This window comes from Nocardiopsis sp. CC223A, from assembly GCF_030766825.1.
In the GTDB taxonomy this organism is placed as follows: domain Bacteria; phylum Actinomycetota; class Actinomycetes; order Streptosporangiales; family Streptosporangiaceae; genus Nocardiopsis.
Genome location: NZ_JASFDV010000042.1, coordinates 37,226 through 55,315 on the forward strand (window position 1 = coordinate 37,226; position 18,090 = coordinate 55,315).

The window sequence follows — 18,090 nt, forward strand, 5'->3', positions numbered from 1 at the left end:
TCGGGCCTCCAGAATATGGAGGATCACCTCACCTCGGGCCGGGAATACGGCACCGGGTACCGGATTTTGCCGCCGCGGCCGGATCCGGCCAACCCGGTCCGCCTCCCGGTGTTCAGAGGGTGCGCGGACCGTTCGGGAAGCGCCGTCCGACGGGCAGCGGCCACCGGTTTCACCGGCCGATGGAGACGACTTCGAGCCGCGCCCCCAGGCCCTTGAGCACGTTGTCGGTATGGAGCAGAGAGATCTGGGCGAAGGAGAAGAGGGAATCCGCGGTGACCGGTTCCCCCTCCTTGAGGAGGATGCCCAGGACCACCGTCGGCTCCCGGAAATCCCGTGCGGGATGCCCGGGGGCGATCTCGTCGAGTTTCGCGATGAACTTCCGCCGCGCCCCGGTGTCGTATTTCAGCGTCTCGACGCACATCCTCGCCTGGGCGAAGAGGTGATTCAGCGGAGCGGTACCACTCGGCGCCTTCTTGATGTGGATGAGCTGGCCGTCGGGCCCGAGCAGGTCGCAGACCTCCCAGCCGCCGCCGTGGAGCCGTGCGGTGTGCACGTTCTTCTTGTCGAGGAGCACGTAGCCCGCCCGCGCCGCGACGCGCTTCTCGTTGTAGGGTCCTTCGCCCTCTCCCTTCGGCCAGGGCGGCAGGGTGATACGGCTGGGCCGGGCGAGGAGTTCGGTGACCCGGCGCTTCACGGTCGCCAGGTACTCGGCGCCCACCTCGTACCACTTCCCCTGCCAGAGGAAGTAGTGGGCGCCCTCTTCGACGACCTCGGCGGTGAGCCAGCGCCCGGCGGACACGTTCCCGCTGATCACCTCTTCGGCGTCGGAGTCGGCGAACATCTGGACCTTGCCCTTGCGGAGGGTCTCCAGCCGCTCTCCAGGGGCGCAGGAGGAGACGGGGCCGAGTAGGGTCTGCGCGTCGAGCTCGGGGACGGTCCGCGTGCGCCGCGCAACCCTGACCCGGAAGGTCTCGGCCGAGTCGAACCCCTCACGGCACTCGGAGGGCACGGCCAGGCCGACGCGGCCGGGGACCCCGGTGCCCAGCATCTCGTCCAGCCGCGCGTCCAGGCCCTGAGCCAGATCCGATACCGCCTCCAGAGGGCGGACCTGGGTGATGAAGTCGAACTCGGGCAGGGGGTCGTCCCGCTCGCACACCTCCTCGATCGCGAGCAGGTCGTTCATCAGGTCTTCCGGTGTCCGGCCCAGGCGCAGTTTGACCGATCGGTCATTGCCGGTGATGTGCGCACCGGCGGCGTCGCCACCGGTGTACGTCAATGGAATCCCCCTGACCTTTCCGGCGATGTGGCTGACGATCTCGCCGAACTCCTCGATGCCGAAACCGCGGATGTGCTCCCCGGAGGTCACGGAGTTCTCGTCGCTGCGGCCGCGCGCGTCCATGATCTGACGGCGGACCTTGGTGACACGGTCCTTCTCCAGGCAGCGCACGGCGAAGTGGATACCGAAGCCGGGGTCGATGCGCGCGGGTTCGATCATGAGGTGGCCCATGCCGTGGCCGAGCGCGTAGATGTGCTTCTCCGTGCGGACGATCAGCAGGCCGAAGGCGGTGTGGTTCTCCTCGTTCACCGCCAACCCGGTGAGGTCGGCGAGGGCCTGGCACCAGTCGGCGGGGCCGGGGGCGGTGGTTCCGGTGACCAGCAGACCCCGCAGGGGTCCCTGCCGGACCGGGCGGGCCCGGAACCCCTCCTGGTCCAGGTAGCGGGGGCGGATCAGGGAGCGAAGGTCCGGGTCTCCGTCGTCCGTGAGGCGGTAGAGGGAGGTCTTGCGGGTGGTGGGCGGTTTCTTGCTCGTGCGGTCGGCCATGGCGGTTCGGGTCCTCACAGCGGGAAGTTCCGGCGGAGCGGGGCGGTCGGCCTCCCCGGGGGAGGGCCGGTCCCCTACGTGGTCCGGGCCGGCGGGGCGCTCCGCCCCGCCGGCCCGGAACGCGGATCAGGCGACGTCGCCGACGAAGTAGACGGTCTCGCGCACGTAGTCGTCCACCTCCTCCCAGTCGCTGAGCGTCAGCTCGACCTGGAGGTAGGACTCGTCCTCGGGCAGGGCGCAGCCGTAGCCGGCGGTGGCGGTGCGGCCGTCCATGACGGCGGAGGTGAAGCCGGTGCCGGTGTCGTCGGTGTAGACGTCCTCCGCGGTGCGGCCCTCCTCGCCGACCTGGCAGTACACGGAGAGGTAGGTGAGGTCGACGGGGGCGCCGGTGGCGTTGTCGAACTGGATGTCGAAGTACACGTACGGGGTGTTCTCCGGCAGGTCCCACTCGCCGGTGACCCGGCGCTCGACGCCGTCCAGGCGGACGACGAGGCCGTCGGCGTAGGCGTACTCGGAGCCGAACTCCTCCTCGACCGCGCTGGGCGCCTCCTCCTCGGCGGGCTCGGCGGCCTCTTCCGGGGCGGTGGGGGACTCGGCGGGGTCCTGCTCCTGCGCGGGCTCCAGGTTCACGATCTGCTCCTCGTCGGGCGCGTCGGCGCAGCCGGTGGCCGGGGCGAGCAGGACCAGGGACAGAAGGCCGCCGAGGGCGGGCTTGAGGCTGTTCACGGGGGGTCTCCTCCGTCGAAGGGAAGCGGCGGTCGCGGGCGACCGCGTTCGGAAGGCGGTGCGCCCCGGTCCGGGACGGGCCGGTGCGCGCTGGCGGAAACCAGCATGCGTCCCGAAAGGAGCTTTTGGGAACCTGAGGAGTCGACAAGGGGGGTTATCGGAAATTCTCGAAACCACAAGGAGGGTCGGCGCGTCACGGTGTCCCGCGCGCACGCGAAGGGGCCGGGGAACCGTCGACGGTTCCCCGGCCCCTTCCGGCCCGCTCCGGGCCGGTGGATCAGCCCTTGGCGGCGGGCGCCCACTCGTTGGCGAAGGTCTCCATCTGCTTCAGGACGGAGTCGATCGCCTTCTTCTCCTGGTCCGGCGGGTAGTCGAACCTGGCCAGCAGGCGGCGCACCCGGTTGCGCAGCTTGGCGCGCACCGGCTCGCGGGAGAGCCAGTCGGTGCTCAGGTTCTTGCGGATGTCCTTGACCAGGGCGCGGGCGATGTCGGCGAGGGTGTCGTCGCCCATCACGTCCTTGGCGGTGCCGTGCGAGGCCACGGCGTCGTAGAAGGCCAGCTCGGCGTCGTTGAGCGGCGGGTCGAACAGCTCACCGCGCCGGGCCTCGGCCATGACGTCCCCGGCCAGGGAGAACAGCGCGGCCAGTGCCTCGGCGCTGGTGAGCTGCTCGCGCATGTAGCGCAGCATGAGCTTCTCCAGTTCCTCCGTGAAGCGCTCCCGGCTGATGGCGTTGTGCCGGGTGACCTCGCGCATCTTCTGCTGGATGAGGCGGCGCAGCGCCTCGGCGGCCAGGTGGGGCGTCGCCGACTGCTGGAGGCGGTGCAGCTGCGCCTCGTTGAGGCGGGTGATGTCCAGCCGCCCCATGCCCGCCTCGGCGTAGAGGTCGGTGATCTCCTCGGCGTCCACCGCCGAGGCCGCCAACTGCGACAGGTACATGCTGATCTCGGCGGGCAGGGCCTCGCCGCGGGCCTCCCGGTTGGCGGCCTCGATCTTCACCACCCAGGCGCGCAGCTCCACGAAGAAGGCGATGTCGCGGCGCCAGTGCTCCAGCTCCCTGAAGCGTTCGCTGATCTGCGAGCTCATCGAACACAGCTGGTAGAAGCGCTCCAGCCGGGTCGCGCTGGTGCGGAAGCGCTCCGACAGGGACTTGCCGTCACCGTCCTCGGGTTCGCGCCGGGCCGACGGGGACACCAGGTGGTCGGACACCAGTTGCAGGGTCCGTCTGCGTGCCCCCGCGTCGCCCGCGGCCAGGAGCCTGCGCCACTCGATCCCCGACAGCAGGCCGCAGAGGGTGTCGTACTCGTTGCGGACCTCGGTGATGGCGCGGTCGATGTCCCGGCCCAGGGTCTTGTCCTCCTGGTCGCGGGGGGAGTACTCCTCCAGCGCCCGGCGGAGGTTCTCCGACAGCGGGGCGTAGCCCACCAGCAGCCCGTCCTGCTTGTCGCGGAACCGGCGGTTGACGCGGGCCAGGGCCTGCATCAGGTTGGCGCCGCGCATGGGCCGGTCCATGTAGATGGTGTGGATCGGCGGCGCGTCGTACCCGGTCAGCAGCATGGAGTGGACGATGAGCAGCTGGAGTTCGTCGTCGGGGTCCTTGGCGCGGGCCTGGACGAGCTTGTGCTCGGAGGGCCGCATGGCGTGGGCCTTGAGTTCGGCGGGGTCGGAGGGGTCGCTGTGGAAGACCACCTTCATCACGCCCGTGTCGGGCCCGGTGCCCACCCAGTCCGGGCGCAGCTCGGCCAGGGCGTCGAACACCCGCACGCAGACCTCCCGGGTGGCGCACACCAGCATGGCCTTGCCCGGTCCGCCCAGGTAGGGGCGGACGAGCTTCGAGCGCTCCTCCCAGTGCTCGACCAGGTCCTCGGCGAGCTTGGCCACCCTGTCCGGGGCACCGTAGATGCTCGTCATCTTGAGTGCGGCCTTGAGGGCGCGGCGGCGCTCGGCGTCGTCCATGGCGGCGGTGAGCGTGTCCGCCTGGGCGTCGATGTCGGCGGGGTCGACGCCCTCGGGCAGGGAGATCTCGATGAGCCGGGGTTCGTGGTAGACGCGGACGGTCGCCCCGTCCTCGACCGCGCGGCGCAGGTCGTAGACGTCGATGTAGTCCTCGCCGGCGCCGAACACCTCGCGGGTGTTGGCGTCGGCCTTGGACAGCGGGGTGCCGGTGAAGGCGAGCAGGGTGGCGTGCGGGAGGGCGTCGCGAAGGTGCCGGGCGTAGCCGTCGAGGCTGTCGTAGTGGCTGCGGTGGGCCTCGTCGACGATGACGAGGATGTTGCGCCGGTCGGACAGCAGGGGGTGGTCGGCCCCGGACTCGCGCTCCTCCCTGGTGCGGCCGAACTTCTGGAGGGTGGTGAAGACGATCCCGCCGGTGTTGGTGTTGGTGAGTACCTCGCGCAGCTGCTGGCGGGTGTCGGCCTGGACGGGGTCGGTGCCCAGCAGGTCGCGGCTGGCCTGGAAGGTGCCCAGCAGCTGGTCGTCGAGGTCGTTGCGGTCGGTGACGACCAGGACGGTGGGGTTGTTGAGCGCGGGTTCGCGGGCGACCAGGCCGCTGAGGCAGACCATCTCCTCGGACTTGCCCGAGCCCTGGGTGTGCCAGACGACTCCCGCCTGGCCGTTGGTGCGCGAGGCGCGGACCACGGCCCTGAGGGCCTTGGTGACGGCGAAGTACTGGTGGGCCTTGGCGATGCGCTTGCCGTGTCGGCTGCCGCTGGTGGTGAAGTTGACGAAGTTGCGGGTGAGGTCGAGGAAGCGGGCGTGCTCGAACAGCCCGCGCAGGGCCAGGGCGAGGGGACCGGGGTCGTCGATCGGGTCGTACTCGAAGTCGGGACTGGTCGGCGGGTTGCCGTTCTCGTCCACGTTCCAGGGGGCGAAGTGCTCGAAGGGTGTGAACGGGGTCCCGTACTTGGCGGTGATGCCGTCGGAGACCAGGCACAGCACGTTGTAGCGGAAGGCCGCCGGGAACTCCTCGGCGTAGGTGCCGAGCTGGGCGTGGGCCCGGGCGAGGGTGGCGTGCGGGTCGGAGGCGTTCTTGAGCTCGACGACGGCGAGGGGGAGGCCGTTGACGTAGAGGACGACGTCGAAGCGGCGCTCGTGGTCGTCGTCGAGCAGGCGCACCTGGTTGGCGGCACGGAAGGTGTTGGCGTGCGGGTCGCGGAAATCGACGAGCCGGACGGTGGGGGAGTGCTCGGCGCCGAACTCGTCGGTGTAGGTGAGGCGGATGCCGGAGGTGAGGTAGCCGTGGGCGAGCTTGTTCTCGGGGAGGGGCTCGCGGGACTGGGGGGTGGTGGCGATGGTCAGCACCCGGTCCACGGCGGTGGGGGGGAGTTCGGGGTTGAGACGCTCCACGGCGTCGCGGAGCTCGTCGTGGAGGATGAGGTCGTCCCAGGCCCGACGCTTGCCGGACCCCGGGGCAACCTGGGTGCCGTGGGTGGGCAGCCAGGCGAGCTCGCCGAGCTCGTCGAGGGCGTGCTGCTCCCAGTCCGCTTCGGTCACCCGCCCTGAGGGAAAGTCGGCGGCGGAGGCGGAGTTATCTTCGTCGGGCCTGGGGGGTGTCATACGTTATCCTCCACGATTCTTTCGGCGTCCTTGACGCGCAGCTTTCCGGACATCAGCTGAGGAAGAAGGGTGTCCCGCAACTCCGCCAGCATGAGTTTTTCTCGCTCGGCGGCAAGCGCGCGATTCCAAAGCGGACCCAAGGAAGAGTCGAGGCGAGAAATCACTTCAGCATCGGGTACAGGGACAAGCTCATCCAGGTGCCGCCGCTGAATGTGTCCCATGGTGGTAGCCTTGTTCGCAGCAATGGCCCGAAAGTCGGTGATTTTATGCTTCACCAGCTCGAAGATCAGCCACGGTGGGTTCTGATTTTTCGGAACCACCTTAAAGATGTGCTGATTGATGATTGCTTGTGTGCGATACCATCTTTGGGCGACCAATGATCCAGACCAGGAAAAAAGAATATCTCCAGGGTTGGCAAGGTGCTTTTCTGGAACCTCGATGTCGTTGTATACGGTAGAGGTCCCGGGGCCTGAATTCATCTCGGCAATGCGGACCACCATGCGGCCGGTTCCGGTTGCATCCTTGGTGAAAGCTTTGCCGTTGATGAAATCAGCCGTGCTGGACAGAGGGGTATCGGCGAAATTCTCCGGTGATGCTTGCTTGGCTGATGCATAAGCGGCTGTGGCCAGCTCTCCTGCTGTCAGCGATATGCGCTCGTTGACTGCGATCTTGTCATCCAGTGCGCCGAGCACTTCCGAGGTTTTCCTTTGGGATTTTATATCAGGGACCTTGATGAGCAGTGACCGGATGTCGGCCAGGTTGAGGTAGGCAGCCATATCCGTCTGGCTCATAAGCGATGAGGCCTGTGAGCAAAACTGATCGCTTTTGAACCAGTAGTAGAGGTATTTGTGATCCAGGGATTTTTTGTCTGTGATTCGGAAGTAGCAGACCTGGGGGCTGTAAACGAACTTCGGAGAGTCGTTGGGGATTATTGCTGTTCGACCGACGGTTCCCTTGGTGGTGAGGATGATATCCTGTGATTGGGAAATTTTTCTTCCCATTTTTTGGGCATATGACTCATGGACGTGATCTGTGAAGCTAGGAGAGATCTTTCCGTCAAATACTTCGGCGACGCGAAGAATGGGAAGACCGGGGGTCCCAAGTTCAGGGCGCTTGGTTCGGTAGCCGTCACCGAATTCCAGTGCGCCTTCCTTGACCAGGGAGCCGATGGTGGTCGTGCGGTAACTGTTCATCCGACCCTCCTGAGCTGGTCGTGAATGACGGCCTCAAGGTGCTTGGACTCGTCGAAGTGCTCGAAGAGCTCCTTCGTCAGGCGGGCGATCTTCTCGTCCAGCGGTTCGGCGTCGGGGTCCTCCACGACGTCCGCCGCGCCCACGTACCGCCCGGGGGTGAGCACATAGTCGTGTTTGGCGATCTCCTGAGTTTTGGCTGAGTAGGCGAAGCCGGGGACGTTCTCGTATTTCAGGTTCTTTTTCTGGGCAGAGGCCGTTCCCCGCCAGGCGTGGAAGGTGTCGGAGATCCGCTCGACCTCTTCAGCCGTGAACACCCGCTCGGTGCGGTTGACCATCTCGCCCATCTCCCGGGCATCGATGAACAGCACCTCGCCGCGCCGGTCGCTGGTGGCCTCCGCACCATGCACGCCCTTGTCCCGGGCCAGGAACCACAGGCAGGCCGGGATCGCCGTGGTCCGGAACAGGTTCCCCGGCAGCGCCACCATGCACGCCACTAGATCGGCATCCACGATCGCCTTGCGGATCTCGCCCTCACCCGAAGACTGGGAGGACATCGACCCGTTGGCCAGCACCACGCCTGCCATGCCCCGGTCGCCCAGCTTGGAGATGATGTGCTGCAACCAGGCGTAGTTGGCGTTGTTCGCCGGGGGTACCCCGAAGCGCCACCGCTTGTCGTCCGTGCGCCGCTCCCACGGGTGCAGGTTGAACGGCGGGTTGGCCAGGATGTAGTCCGCTTTCAGGTCCGGCAGCTTGTCATCGCCGAACGTGTCCGCCCACCGCTTGCCCACGCCTTCAGGGTCTATACCGTGGATGGCCAGGTTCATCTTGGCCAGCCGCCACGTGCGCTCGTTGGCCTCCTGGCCGTACACCGCGATGTCATGTGTGTGGTCGCGGCCGCTGTGGTGTGCCACGAACTTCTGCGCCTGCACGAACATGCCACCCGAGCCGCAGCATGGGTCGTAGACCCGCCCCTTGTACGGCTCCAGGATCTCCACCAGCAGTTCCACCACGCTCTTGGGCGTGTAGAACTCCCCGGCCCGCTTGCCCTCCGCCCGCGCGAACTGCTCCAGGAAGTACTCGTACGTCTCCCCGAGCACGTCCTGTGCGGTCTTGTCCTCGGTCCCCGCGAAGCGGGCGTCGCTGATGAGGTCCACCAGCCCCTTCAACCGCTTCTGGTCCACGTTGTCGCGGTTGAAGATCTGCGGCAGCACACCCGTCAGGGCGCGGTTCGCCTTCATGATCTCGCCCATGGCGTCGTCGATGAGCTTGCCGACACCCTCGGGGGCGCTCGCCGCCTTCTCGGCGATGTACTTCCACCGGGCCTTCTCCGGAACCCAGAAGACGTTCTCCTCGGTGTAGGAGTCCTGGTCCTCCAGGAAGGCGTCCCGGCGGTGCTCGGGGATGCCGTCCTCCTCCAGCTCCACCACGAGCTCGCGCCGGCGCTCGGCGAAGGCGTCCGAGACGTACTTGAGGAAGACCAGCCCCAGTACGAACTCCTTGTACTGGGCGGCGTCCATGGACCCGCGCAGTTGGTCGGCGGCCTTCCACAGGATCGCCCGGATCTCCTGGGGTGTGGATGCGTTGAACAGCTCGCCCTGCTGGGCGGCGGCGCGTTTGCGCGGTGGCATGTGTCGTGCTCCTTGTCGTCGGGTGCCGTCCGGCCGCGCGATCGCCGGAGGGGGCGGCGAAGCCGGACGGCCGGGGTATGGGGAAAGTCTGTCAGCCGGTGGGGACGGCCAGGGTCCCGTCGCTGAACCCGGCCGCGCTCAGCCGCCGGATCGTGGCGAGTTCGGCGTACTGCTCGTCCAGCAGCGCCCGCTTGCGCTCGGTCTCGGCGAGGAAGGCGTCCAGCCGCTCCACCTCCTTCGGGTGCAGGTCGGGAAGGGCGACCTCGCCGACCCCGCGCAGGGACCGGGCCGATTCCGAGGCCGGTCCCGCCGCGCAGGCGCCCTCCAGCAGCAGCGCCAGCACCCGCGGGGTGAGCGGCCGCCGGGATTCAGGGTTCACCCGCAGGACACGAGCCGGGAAGGCCACGACCGAGGTCCCCTCGTGGTCGACCATCACCCCGAACTCCTGGGCGGTCGTGTACACCACGTCCCCCGGTCGGGTCAGGTTCACATGCGGGTACTCCGCGGCCAGCACCAGCTGGTCGATGCGGCGCCCCCCGCGAGGGGCGCGGCCCAGTACCTCGTCCGGTCCGATCACGTCCAACTGGCCGCGCGGGTCGAGGTGTTCGTCCGCCATCCGGTGCCCCTTGACCGGGATGAGCCGTTCCTGCTTGACCAGGGTGCCCACGGTGACCCGCTCCGGGGCGGGCCCCGTCCGGCGGACGAGGCCGCCGTGCAGGGGGCCGTCGTTCTGCGTGCGGGAGTGCGCCCGCTGCTCGGCCTCGGACAGCCGGGTCTCCGCCTCGGCGATCAGCGCGGGCCGGTCGCGGACCGTGCGTGCCAGGGTCCGCGAGGCCGGCGGTGCCGGGGGCAGGAGGGGCTCGCCGAACCGTGCCTCCAGGTCCTTGACGGTGACCGCCAGGCCGTAGCGGGGGTCGTGCCCGCCCGCGTGGTGGCCTTCGGACCGCCAGAGCAGGATGTCGTCGGCCAGCTTCCGGGGGGCGTCCCCGTCCAGGGCCCTGGGGCTGATGTCGCTGATGAGCACCCGGCCGCGGGCGGTCGGGACCGGGTCGCGGCGCAGCGTCCACAGGGCGGACCGGTACCCGGGCCGCCCGGGGTCGGTGCCCGGGGGGAGGGTGGTCACCGACTCCACCAGGCCTTCGCGCAGCAGCCGCGAGCGGATCTGTGCCTCCCGGGCGTCCAGAGCGCCGACGAGCGCGTCGGCCGGGCCGATGACGACGGCGGTGCGCCCCGGGCGCAGCAGCACGCACAGTTCCTCGATCGCCTCCAAGGCCTGGGCCTTGGAGCGGTTCTCCCCGGCCTGGTAGGGCAGCAGGGTGACCACCAGGTCGAGGTCGGCCATCTCCTCCTCCAGGTCGGTGCCCTCCTGGACGTCCAGGTCGACTTCGGGCACTCCCGCCAGGATCAGTCGGCGCCGGGTGAGCCGGGCCAGCTCGGTGTTCTCCTCGGCGGCCAGGACTCGGGCGTCTTCGGGGTCGTCGAGCGCGGACACCAGGTCGTGGAGCAGGTCCCCGCACAGGGCGTTGGGGTCGGCGAAGGTGAGCGTGCCGTCGGAGCCGGTGTGCCCCAGCGGGTCGGCGACCCGGACGGCGAGCCGGCGCAGCTCGGGGGAGAGGGAACCGGTGTCGGGGCCGGTGAATCCGAGGCGGTGCCGGATGTCCATGAGGTGCTCGTGGGCGCCGTGGGGGGTGTAGGCGGCCTCGACCAGGTCCTCGGCCACGGGGGCGAGGCGGGCGGAGAGCGCGGGGTCCTCGCTCAGCTCGCGTAGGAAGAACTCGTCGTCGGGGTCCATGCGCTCCGCACGGGCGATCAGCGCGTCCTGTGCGGTGTCCGAGAGGGGCTTCTCATCCATGTACTGGAGGCACAGCAGTCCGCCGAGCACCCGGACCAGGCGCTGGGCGCCGACCTCCTCGGCGAGGCGGACCAGGCCGTGTGCGACCAGCTCCGGGCCGATCTCGTCGGCGGGGGTGTTGCCCCGGCCGGTGGAGGTGAGCCAGTCGACGACCGCGCGGCCGTCGTACCAGGTGCGGTTGCCCTCCTGGGACACGGGCGCGGGGAAGTCCGGGTACCGGCGCACCCAGGTGGAGGTGACCGGGCGCTGAACCCGGGCCAGGGCGGCGATGTCGGCCAGGGAGAGCAGCGGCGGCGGTGACGGTGGTGTCGGCATCCGGTGCTTCCTCGCTCTCTGTGCTGGGGGGTGGGTGAAGGCGTGCCGCCACTCTAGAACAGATCCGGGGATCGCGCCGGTATTTTTCTGATAACCCGGGTTGTCGGCTTACCGGATGTATTTTGCGTGTGTGCTCGGTTACCGTCCTTGCCATGACGTGAGGAGCGGACGGTCGCCGTCCCCGCTCCCCGTCCTTCCGCCAGAGCACACGAACCGGTGGCAGCGCGGCCCCGGAGAATCAGGAGAGGACCACCCCCCATGAGCCGACAGCACGCCCGTACCCGACGCAACCCCACCCGTCCGCCGCGCGCTCCCCGGCCCCGCAGCTGCGGCAAGCGCTGGTTCAAGGACCGGATCAGCGCCGAACTCGCCCTCGCCGCCATCCGCCACCACGGCCGGGACCGCTCCGACCGGATGCCCCGGCGTGCGTACGAGTGCCCGGACTGCCGGGGGTGGCACCTGACCTCCAAGCCGGAACGCCCCCACTTCACACGGGCCGCGTCGGCCGGGGAGGACGCGGCCCGGGTTCCCGGCCCCCGGCAGGCTGAGCCCCGCAAGCCGGAGGGGGCGGGCAGCCTGCGGACCGGGCCGCTGATGCGGGCGAGGCGGATCGTGCAGGGGCTGGAACCGTGGGTGTCCGCGTTCGCGGGGGACCACCTCGCCGAGCACGGGCGCGGTCCGACCTGGCGCGAACTGGAGGCGGTGTTCGGGTGGGACCGGTGGGAGGGGGCACTGGTCATCCGCTACCTGGTGGACGAGGGGTGGCTCCGGGAGGAGGAGGGTGGCCCGTGCCTGCTGCCGGGTGATCGTGTGGGGAACGGTTGAGCACACACGCTCGGGGAAGGTGACGGTGTCCGGTCACGTCCAGAGGATGTGACCAGGCACCGTCCGTTGTGTCTGCCGTCCGGGGTTACCTGGTGAGGGCGGCGCCGAGGAAACCGGTCCACTCGGCGGCGGGGAAGGGGAGGTGCCCGGCATCGGGGTGCTTGGAGTCGCGGATGGCCGCACCGCAGGGCAGCTCGGCGACCTCAACACAGTCCTCACCAGCGCCGCTGTGGGTGCTCTTGCGGAAGCCCGCGGGAACGTGGGCCACCTCCACGCAGTTCTGTGCGGCACCGCTGTAGCTGGACTTCCGGAAGGTGGGCGGCACCTGGGCGACTTCGACGCAGTTTTGATTCTGGGCGCTGTAGCTGCTCTTTCGGAACTTGAGGATCATGTCTGCTCATCCTCCACGGACGCTGGAAGGTCGGCGATGAACTGAGCGGAAGCGGTCACCGACAGCGCAGCGCCCTGTACGTTGCTGAATGTCAGGTTAAAGAGGATCTGATGCAGCACCCTATCCCCTCACCCCGCCACCCCGACGACTTCCGCCCCCTCCCGCCGCTCCCCCGCCGCGCCCCGCTCATCGGCCCGGTCTGCCCGGCCTGCGAGCACCCCTCCTGTCGGGAACGCCGCGCCCAGCGGCTGCCCCGCCTGGGCGGCCACCGCGCAGAGTTCGACCACGAGCACGCCCGGGCCGCCGCGCTCCAGTCCCGGCACCGCCACCTGATCATCTGGTGGGGAGAGGCCACCCAGTCCTTCTGGGCCGCCACGTCCACCGGACTCATCGAGGCCGTGGACATCGACGCCCTCCTCGCGGCCCTGTGGCCGCATACCCAATCGCCGACCGTCCGTGCGCGTCTCCGGTGTTGACCCGGCGTGTTCTCGGAAGTCATGTGCCACAAGCATTCCTCGGATAAAGTCCCTGGTGAGAAAGCCTGCTCCCCGCGCACGCGGGGATGGTCCTGACGTGACGGCTGCGGAGCGCACGTTGTTGTATCTGCTCCCCGCGCACGCGGGGATGGTCCTCGCTCCACCGGTGGAGTGCTTCGACTGTTTTCACGCTCCCCGCACATGCGGGGAAAGCAGGGCCTCCGACAAGGCCGGTTCTGCACGGCTGGCCTACTCCCCGCGCACGCGGGGCGGCTGCTACTAAGGTGCTTAGGGGTATTCGCTCAGAATCCCGAGCCCCGCACACGCGGGGATGGTCCCACCAGATCGACGTGCTCTGACCATGACGGCAACCGTTCCCCGCGCACGCGGGGATGAAGCCGTCACCGACAGCGCTTCCTGGATGCGGACGGGCCGGATCGACGCCAACGAACGCTGGGAGCCATGCACAAGCACTTGCTGGAACTCGAAGTTCAGAACTTCCGAAGCCTGCGCCAGGTCAGTATCCCGCTCGGGCCGCTCAACGTCCTGGTAGGACCCAACGGAGTCGGCAAGAGCAACCTGCTGGACGTCTTCCGGTTCCTGGCCGACATCATCCACACCGACATCGAGCCGGCGCTGGAAAGGCGTGGAGGCTTCGACGCCACGGCCTTTCGCGGTGGGAGCAGGTCCCCCTCCACTATTCGTATCCGGCTCAAAGCGATATGGACCAAACACAGTAGCGCCAGTGCCCCCGATGAATACGCGCTACAGATCACCAGGCGCCGCAGGGATGGTAGAGACACCCTCTCCCGTCAGGAAAGCTTCCAGTTCAAGAGAACCAAGGGACGCGGCCGTCGTATTACCATCAAAGGTGAGAAGGCCCAGGTGATGGACACTCGCAAGAGCGCGGACGAGGACACCGTCACCCATTCCATCGGCCTGCGGCGCTTCAGCAGCGGTCTATCGACTCTGCCCCGCCTGAGTGATGACGCCGGTGGAAACGAGGTCGCGACCTTGGCAGACGGGCTCGCAGCGTTCCGTGTGTTCGATGTGGACGTCACTTGGGCTCGTTTCCCCGCTCAGATGCCCTCCGGTGCTCTAGCCGGGACCAAGCTCATGGAAAACGCCTCAAATCTCGCGCTCTTCTTGTTCACGCTCAGAAGAAACGATCTTTACGCCTGGCAGCGGCTGGTGGCCGACGCCAGGGAAGTGCTTCCCCAGCTCAAAGACATCGACTTCGAGTTCCCCTCCGGAGCGGCGCGCGAGGTCATCGTGGTCCTCCATGAGTCCGGGCTCCGTGCTCCGACCCCTTTGGCCGATGCCTCCTACGGGACCATTCGGTTGCTCGGGCTTCTCGCCCTTCTGTACGATCCGCACCCGCCGGCTCTGACCTGCATCGAGGAGATCGACCACGGGCTCCACCCCCAAGCGCTGGAACTTCTCGTGGAACGGCTGCGAGAGGCGAGCGAGCGCACCCAGTTCCTCATAGCGACCCATTCGCCGGCCCTGGCTGACAGACTCAGACCGGACGAACTCATCGTCTGTGAACGGGATGACGAAGGCGCTTCCCGGATTCCGGCGGTGACCCGGGAACAGCTGGAGGCCATTGTGGAGCGGAGCGAAGGCCTCCCTCTTGGGGAGTTGTGGTTCTCGGGGGTTTTGGGCGGTGGTCTGTGAGCGGTCGGGGACGACCTCGACGCAGCGGGCGCCCCAAGGAAGTCATCGTCATCGCGGGGGAGGACCGCAATGACCGGGAGAGCCTGAGGATCCTGCTGGAGAAGAGATATCCGGAACTGCGTGGGAGCATCGTGCAGATCGGAGACCCCGTCCGCCTGCACAAGGCCACTGGGACGAACCTCACCAAGCGGGTCCGGGCGATTCTCAACAAGGCGGAGGGTGTCGCCGAGAAGCAGGGGCCGGGGACCCGGGTCGCCTGCCTCTACGTACACGAGGATTTCGACGCGGTCGACGGTCCGGATTATGCGGCCGTCCATCGGCGAGTGGCGCAGGAGATCCACCGCCAATCGGGGCGCGGGCACTACGTCCTGGCCGTCGTCGAGATGGAGGCGTGGATGCTGCTCTTCCCCGACGCACTGCCCCACGTGGTGAAGGCCTGGAAGGTCCCCGCCAAGTACCTGCGCAGGGACACAGGTCGGCTTCCCGACCCCAAGAGCATCCTCATGCGTGATGTTTCGGGGACCAGGGGCCGCAGGTACACCGAGTCTGACGCACCCGACGTTTTCCGGGTCATCGTTGAGCAAGGGCACCTGGACTCGCCCCAGGGCACCAACAGCTCATGGACCCGCTTCTGGCGGGACGTCGAACTGTGCGGCCGGGAGCATTTCCGCACGTGACGGCCGAATCCCTTCCGGAAGTAGAGGCCCGGGCGCGGCCCCTCCCGGGATCACCTGGCAGGGGCCGCACCGTTCGCTCCGTTCGTCGGCTCAGTTGCGGGCGGCGTCCTGATCGTCCGCCGCAGAGGCCGGCCACACCAGCTCGGGCGCCACCGGCGAGCCGGTCCACCCACGCCACGGTGGTCTCCACCCGGTGGCGCAGGGACAGGGCCGACCATCCCCGGGCGCGGTTGAGGAAGCGCGGGGCGTGGGTTCGCGGTGCAGCGGGGCCGCCGGACCGACCTCGGCGCCACTCTTGGTCACCGACAGATGACACAATCCATGACATGTCCCTTTCTCGACCCCCCGTTCCGGGTGCCCCCGCACAGGAGGCGCACCCTGGCCCGCCCTCCGGCCCCGACCCCGACCAGGTGCGTCCGCGCAAGCGCTGGTACTGGATCGGCGGCCTGATCTTCCCCGTCACCCTGCTGTTCGGCGTCCTGCTCCTGGCCCCTGAGGAGGACACCCCCGCGGAGATCTTCTTCGGCATCGTCACCCCGACTCTGGGCTTCTTCGCCAGCGTGATCGCCCTCGTGATCGTGCTGGTGGTGCGTTCCATCAACAAAGCGAGCCTCCGTGCGCCCCGGCCCGTCCACCCGCCGCCGGGCGCCTACACCCCCCACACCCCGTACGGCCCCCACACCCCGTACGGCCCCCACACTCCGTACGGCCCCTACGGTGCGGGGACGGTGCACCAGGGGCCGCCGCCCCCGCCGAAGGTCGATCCGGCCCTGGTCCGGCCGAAGCGGCGCTGGTACTGGATCGGCGGTGCGATGGCTCCCGTGGGCATCGCCGCCGGTGTGCTGACCATGATGTCGCTGTTCTCCTCCGCGACCGGAGTGCCCGACTTCGTCGGCGTGGCCGAGGGCCGTGGCAGCGTCGTCTTCGAGGTGGCCGAGGGCGAGGAGGAGGCCTGGGGCCTGTGGGTGACCCCCGAGGACGCCTCCTACCACTACAAGTGCGACCTGGCGGGGGTCACGTCCACCACCGGCTATCCCTTCGGAGTCCCGAGCGTCCCCTACTCCTCCGAGGGCTGGAGACTGGTGGCGACCATCGAGACCCCCGCTCCGGGAACGTACACGCTGGAGTGCGACGGCGACCCGGGCGTGAGCTACGCCGTCGGCGACCAGGCCACGGCCGAGGCCGCGGATTCGCGCATGGCGCTCGGAGTGTTCGCGACGATGGGGTTGACCTTCCTGGGGGTGGTCGCCGCCGTGGCGACGTTCGTCATCACACTGGTGCGGCGCGTCTCCTCCCATGACCGGCTGCGCCGGGAGGCGCTGGCAGGGGCCATGGCTCCGTCCGCGCCCGCCGGGCACCGGGGTCCGCCGCCCCGCGGGGCCGGTCAACCGGACCACCGTGCCGAACCGCCCGCCTGATGTGCTGCGGGACAGAGCCGCGTGTTCGGCAGAGCGTTCCACACCCCATGGTTCGTTGGTCGGCGTCGACAGGTCGAGCCGACCACGCACGTCGGGCATCCTGTGGCGCGGTTCATGGGCGGTGGCCGCGTATACCGCGACCTCGCCGGGGGCCTGGGCCCGCAGGATGCGGTGACCGGGCGGCCACCGGGCAGAGTTCTCCCACGAGCACGCCCGGGCCGCCGCGCTCCAGGCCCGCCCGTCGCCCTCCACCACCCGCAATGGACACCCGCGGCGCGGTCCGCCCCCTTACCGCCACCTGATCATCTGGTGGGGGAGGCCGCCCGGCCCATCCGGGCCGCCACCCCCACCGGACCGGTCAAGGCCGCGGACGTCGACGCCCTCCTCCCGGCCCTGTGGCCGCACACCCACCCGCCCGCCGTTCTCCTCCAGATCCGACATTGACACGGAGTCTTCCCGGAACACGTGTAGCAAGGGCGTTCTTCGGGATGAAGTCCCTGGTGAGAAAGCTGCTCCCCGCGCACGCGGGGGTGACTCCGCAAGTGACGGCGGGATCTCCTGCGGAGAGGGGAGCCGGACGCGGCCCCTCCCGGGACCGTCCGGGAAGGGCCACGCCGTTCGCGCCGCTCAGTTGCGGGCGGCGTCCTGCCCGTCCGCGACAGGGGCCGGCTGCACCGGCTCGGGCGCCACCAGAGACCGGGTCCGCCGTTCCACCGGGACCAGCTCGACGAGCTCCTTGCCGGAGCGGATGCCCGCGGACGAGGACAGGGTCGGCCACACCCACGGCGGGCTGCTACTGCTCGCGGTGGCCGGGGGGAGACGACGACGTCCTCGCAGCCATGCGCCGGCTCCTGGCCGCGCTGGGGTGGCAGGACCACTCCGCCCCGGACCGGGCCCTGCCATCGGGTGCGGTGTTCGGCCTGTGCCACGACTCCCACTCCGTGCTCACCTTCCCGGGGTGTCGACGAGGCGCGGACGCGCGACCGACGCCCGAGGGCAGGCTTTTCGCCCGGGCCGCACTTCAGAACCGGCCCGGGAGGGCTGAACGCCACCCGCTGGACCCGGACCGGCCGGATACTGTGGTCACCCTGTCCGTCGGCCGGGGGGTGACCGCAGGGTCGGTCGGGAGAGGCGCTCCTTGAGGTGCCGGTACCGGTTCGTGCCCGGTGGCCTCCGGGCGCCCCCGGGAACGCGAAAGCCCCTGACCGGTGCGCTTCCGCGCTGGTCAGGGGCTTTCGCTCGTGGGGTGAGTGACGGGACTTGAACTGGGGTCCGCAAGCGCCCTGACCTGCGCGGATCCGAGAATCCGCAGGCAGCGGCGGTTCCGCTCACCCCGTTGTGCCAAGTTGCCCCACGTTCCCCTGCGTGCCGTGCACCCTCCGGGTGCACGCCCTGGGCCTGTTCGGTGCACCCGCACGGGTGCACGGGCCGGCTTAGAGCTCATCTCATTTGGGTTCTCGGTAGCCTGCTCCTGTGTCGATGGTGGAACGGCTGGTGCCGGACGAGCTGTGGGAACTGTTCCAGCGGGTGGTGCCCG

The 18,090-nt window shown here is 69.0% G+C and carries 16 protein-coding genes; 6 read left to right on the forward strand and 10 right to left on the reverse strand.

Annotated elements, in window-relative coordinates:
* Window positions 1–169 precede the first annotated feature (169 nt).
* The 6 genes from QJS33_RS17705 to QJS33_RS17730 all read right to left on the reverse strand — a co-directional run bounded on the left by QJS33_RS17705 (window position 170) and on the right by QJS33_RS17730 (window position 11,089).
* Complete coding sequence (locus QJS33_RS17705; RefSeq protein ID WP_306369108.1) at window positions 170–1,822, reverse strand: DUF6119 family protein; 1,653 nt, start codon at window positions 1,820–1,822, stop codon at window positions 170–172.
* Window positions 1,823–1,948: 126 nt separating this feature from the next.
* On the reverse strand, window positions 1,949–2,548 hold the full coding sequence (locus QJS33_RS17710) for a hypothetical protein (protein ID WP_306369109.1): 600 nt from the start codon (window positions 2,546–2,548) through the stop codon (window positions 1,949–1,951).
* Window positions 2,549–2,825: 277 nt separating this feature from the next.
* Window positions 2,826–6,101, reverse strand: a complete 3,276-nt coding sequence (locus tag QJS33_RS17715) for a type I restriction endonuclease subunit R (protein WP_306369110.1) — start codon at window positions 6,099–6,101, stop codon at window positions 2,826–2,828.
* Entirely contained in the window at window positions 6,098–7,294 is a 1,197-nt protein-coding gene (locus QJS33_RS17720; RefSeq protein WP_306369111.1) for a restriction endonuclease subunit S, read from the reverse strand. Before QJS33_RS17720 ends, QJS33_RS17715 begins: the two co-directional genes overlap by 4 nt.
* Window positions 7,291–8,922, reverse strand: a complete 1,632-nt coding sequence (locus QJS33_RS17725; protein ID WP_306369112.1) for a class I SAM-dependent DNA methyltransferase — start codon at window positions 8,920–8,922, stop codon at window positions 7,291–7,293. Before QJS33_RS17725 ends, QJS33_RS17720 begins: the two co-directional genes overlap by 4 nt.
* A gap of 91 nt (window positions 8,923–9,013) precedes the next feature.
* On the reverse strand, window positions 9,014–11,089 hold the full coding sequence (locus tag QJS33_RS17730) for a hypothetical protein (protein ID WP_306369113.1): 2,076 nt from the start codon (window positions 11,087–11,089) through the stop codon (window positions 9,014–9,016).
* A 258-nt stretch (window positions 11,090–11,347) separates the two neighbouring features.
* Between QJS33_RS17730 and QJS33_RS17735 the strand changes: the two genes are divergently transcribed.
* Window positions 11,348–11,914: a hypothetical protein gene (locus QJS33_RS17735; protein WP_306369114.1), complete on the forward strand. Its 567-nt coding sequence runs from the start codon at window positions 11,348–11,350 to the stop codon at window positions 11,912–11,914.
* Window positions 11,915–11,999: 85 nt separating this feature from the next.
* Here the strand turns inward: QJS33_RS17735 and QJS33_RS17740 are convergent, their stop codons facing one another.
* Both QJS33_RS17740 and QJS33_RS17745 read right to left on the reverse strand, forming a co-directional pair.
* Window positions 12,000–12,305 (reverse strand): DUF397 domain-containing protein, encoded by a 306-nt coding sequence (locus QJS33_RS17740; RefSeq protein WP_306369115.1) that lies wholly within the window; start codon window positions 12,303–12,305, stop codon window positions 12,000–12,002.
* Window positions 12,302–12,424, reverse strand: coding sequence for a hypothetical protein (locus QJS33_RS17745; protein ID WP_306369116.1), 123 nt, complete (start codon window positions 12,422–12,424; stop codon window positions 12,302–12,304). Before QJS33_RS17745 ends, QJS33_RS17740 begins: the two co-directional genes overlap by 4 nt.
* Between QJS33_RS17745 and QJS33_RS17750 the strand changes: the two genes are divergently transcribed.
* The 3 genes from QJS33_RS17750 to QJS33_RS17760 all read left to right on the forward strand — a co-directional run bounded on the left by QJS33_RS17750 (window position 12,416) and on the right by QJS33_RS17760 (window position 15,135).
* Window positions 12,416–12,781: a hypothetical protein gene (locus QJS33_RS17750; RefSeq protein WP_306369117.1), complete on the forward strand. Its 366-nt coding sequence runs from the start codon at window positions 12,416–12,418 to the stop codon at window positions 12,779–12,781. The two genes, QJS33_RS17745 and QJS33_RS17750, sit on opposite strands and share 9 nt — an antisense overlap.
* Window positions 12,782–13,243: 462 nt before the next feature.
* Window positions 13,244–14,458, forward strand: a complete 1,215-nt coding sequence (locus QJS33_RS17755; protein WP_306369118.1) for an AAA family ATPase — start codon at window positions 13,244–13,246, stop codon at window positions 14,456–14,458.
* On the forward strand, window positions 14,455–15,135 hold the full coding sequence (locus tag QJS33_RS17760) for a hypothetical protein (RefSeq protein WP_306369119.1): 681 nt from the start codon (window positions 14,455–14,457) through the stop codon (window positions 15,133–15,135). The genes QJS33_RS17755 and QJS33_RS17760 overlap by 4 nt, the downstream gene beginning before the upstream one ends.
* Here the strand turns inward: QJS33_RS17760 and QJS33_RS31425 are convergent.
* Window positions 15,029–15,463, reverse strand: coding sequence for an RRXRR domain-containing protein (locus QJS33_RS31425; RefSeq protein WP_372339676.1), 435 nt, complete (start codon window positions 15,461–15,463; stop codon window positions 15,029–15,031). The two genes, QJS33_RS17760 and QJS33_RS31425, sit on opposite strands and share 107 nt — an antisense overlap.
* Between QJS33_RS31425 and QJS33_RS17765 the strand changes: the two genes are divergently transcribed.
* Together QJS33_RS17765 and QJS33_RS17770 are read left to right on the forward strand one after the other, a co-directional pair.
* A complete protein-coding gene (locus QJS33_RS17765) occupies window positions 15,462–16,553 on the forward strand; it encodes a hypothetical protein (protein WP_306369120.1) in 1,092 nt (363 codons plus the stop codon). The genes QJS33_RS31425 and QJS33_RS17765 overlap by 2 nt on opposite strands.
* A gap of 309 nt (window positions 16,554–16,862) precedes the next feature.
* Window positions 16,863–16,997, forward strand: coding sequence for a hypothetical protein (locus QJS33_RS17770; RefSeq protein WP_306369121.1), 135 nt, complete (start codon window positions 16,863–16,865; stop codon window positions 16,995–16,997).
* A 183-nt stretch (window positions 16,998–17,180) separates the two neighbouring features.
* Here QJS33_RS17770 and QJS33_RS17775 read toward each other — a convergent pair whose 3' ends face one another.
* The gene (locus tag QJS33_RS17775) at window positions 17,181–17,333 is read right to left on the reverse strand and encodes a hypothetical protein (RefSeq protein WP_306369122.1); all 153 of its coding nucleotides are present in this window, start codon (window positions 17,331–17,333) and stop codon (window positions 17,181–17,183) included.
* Between the last annotated feature and the right edge of the window lie 757 nt (window positions 17,334–18,090).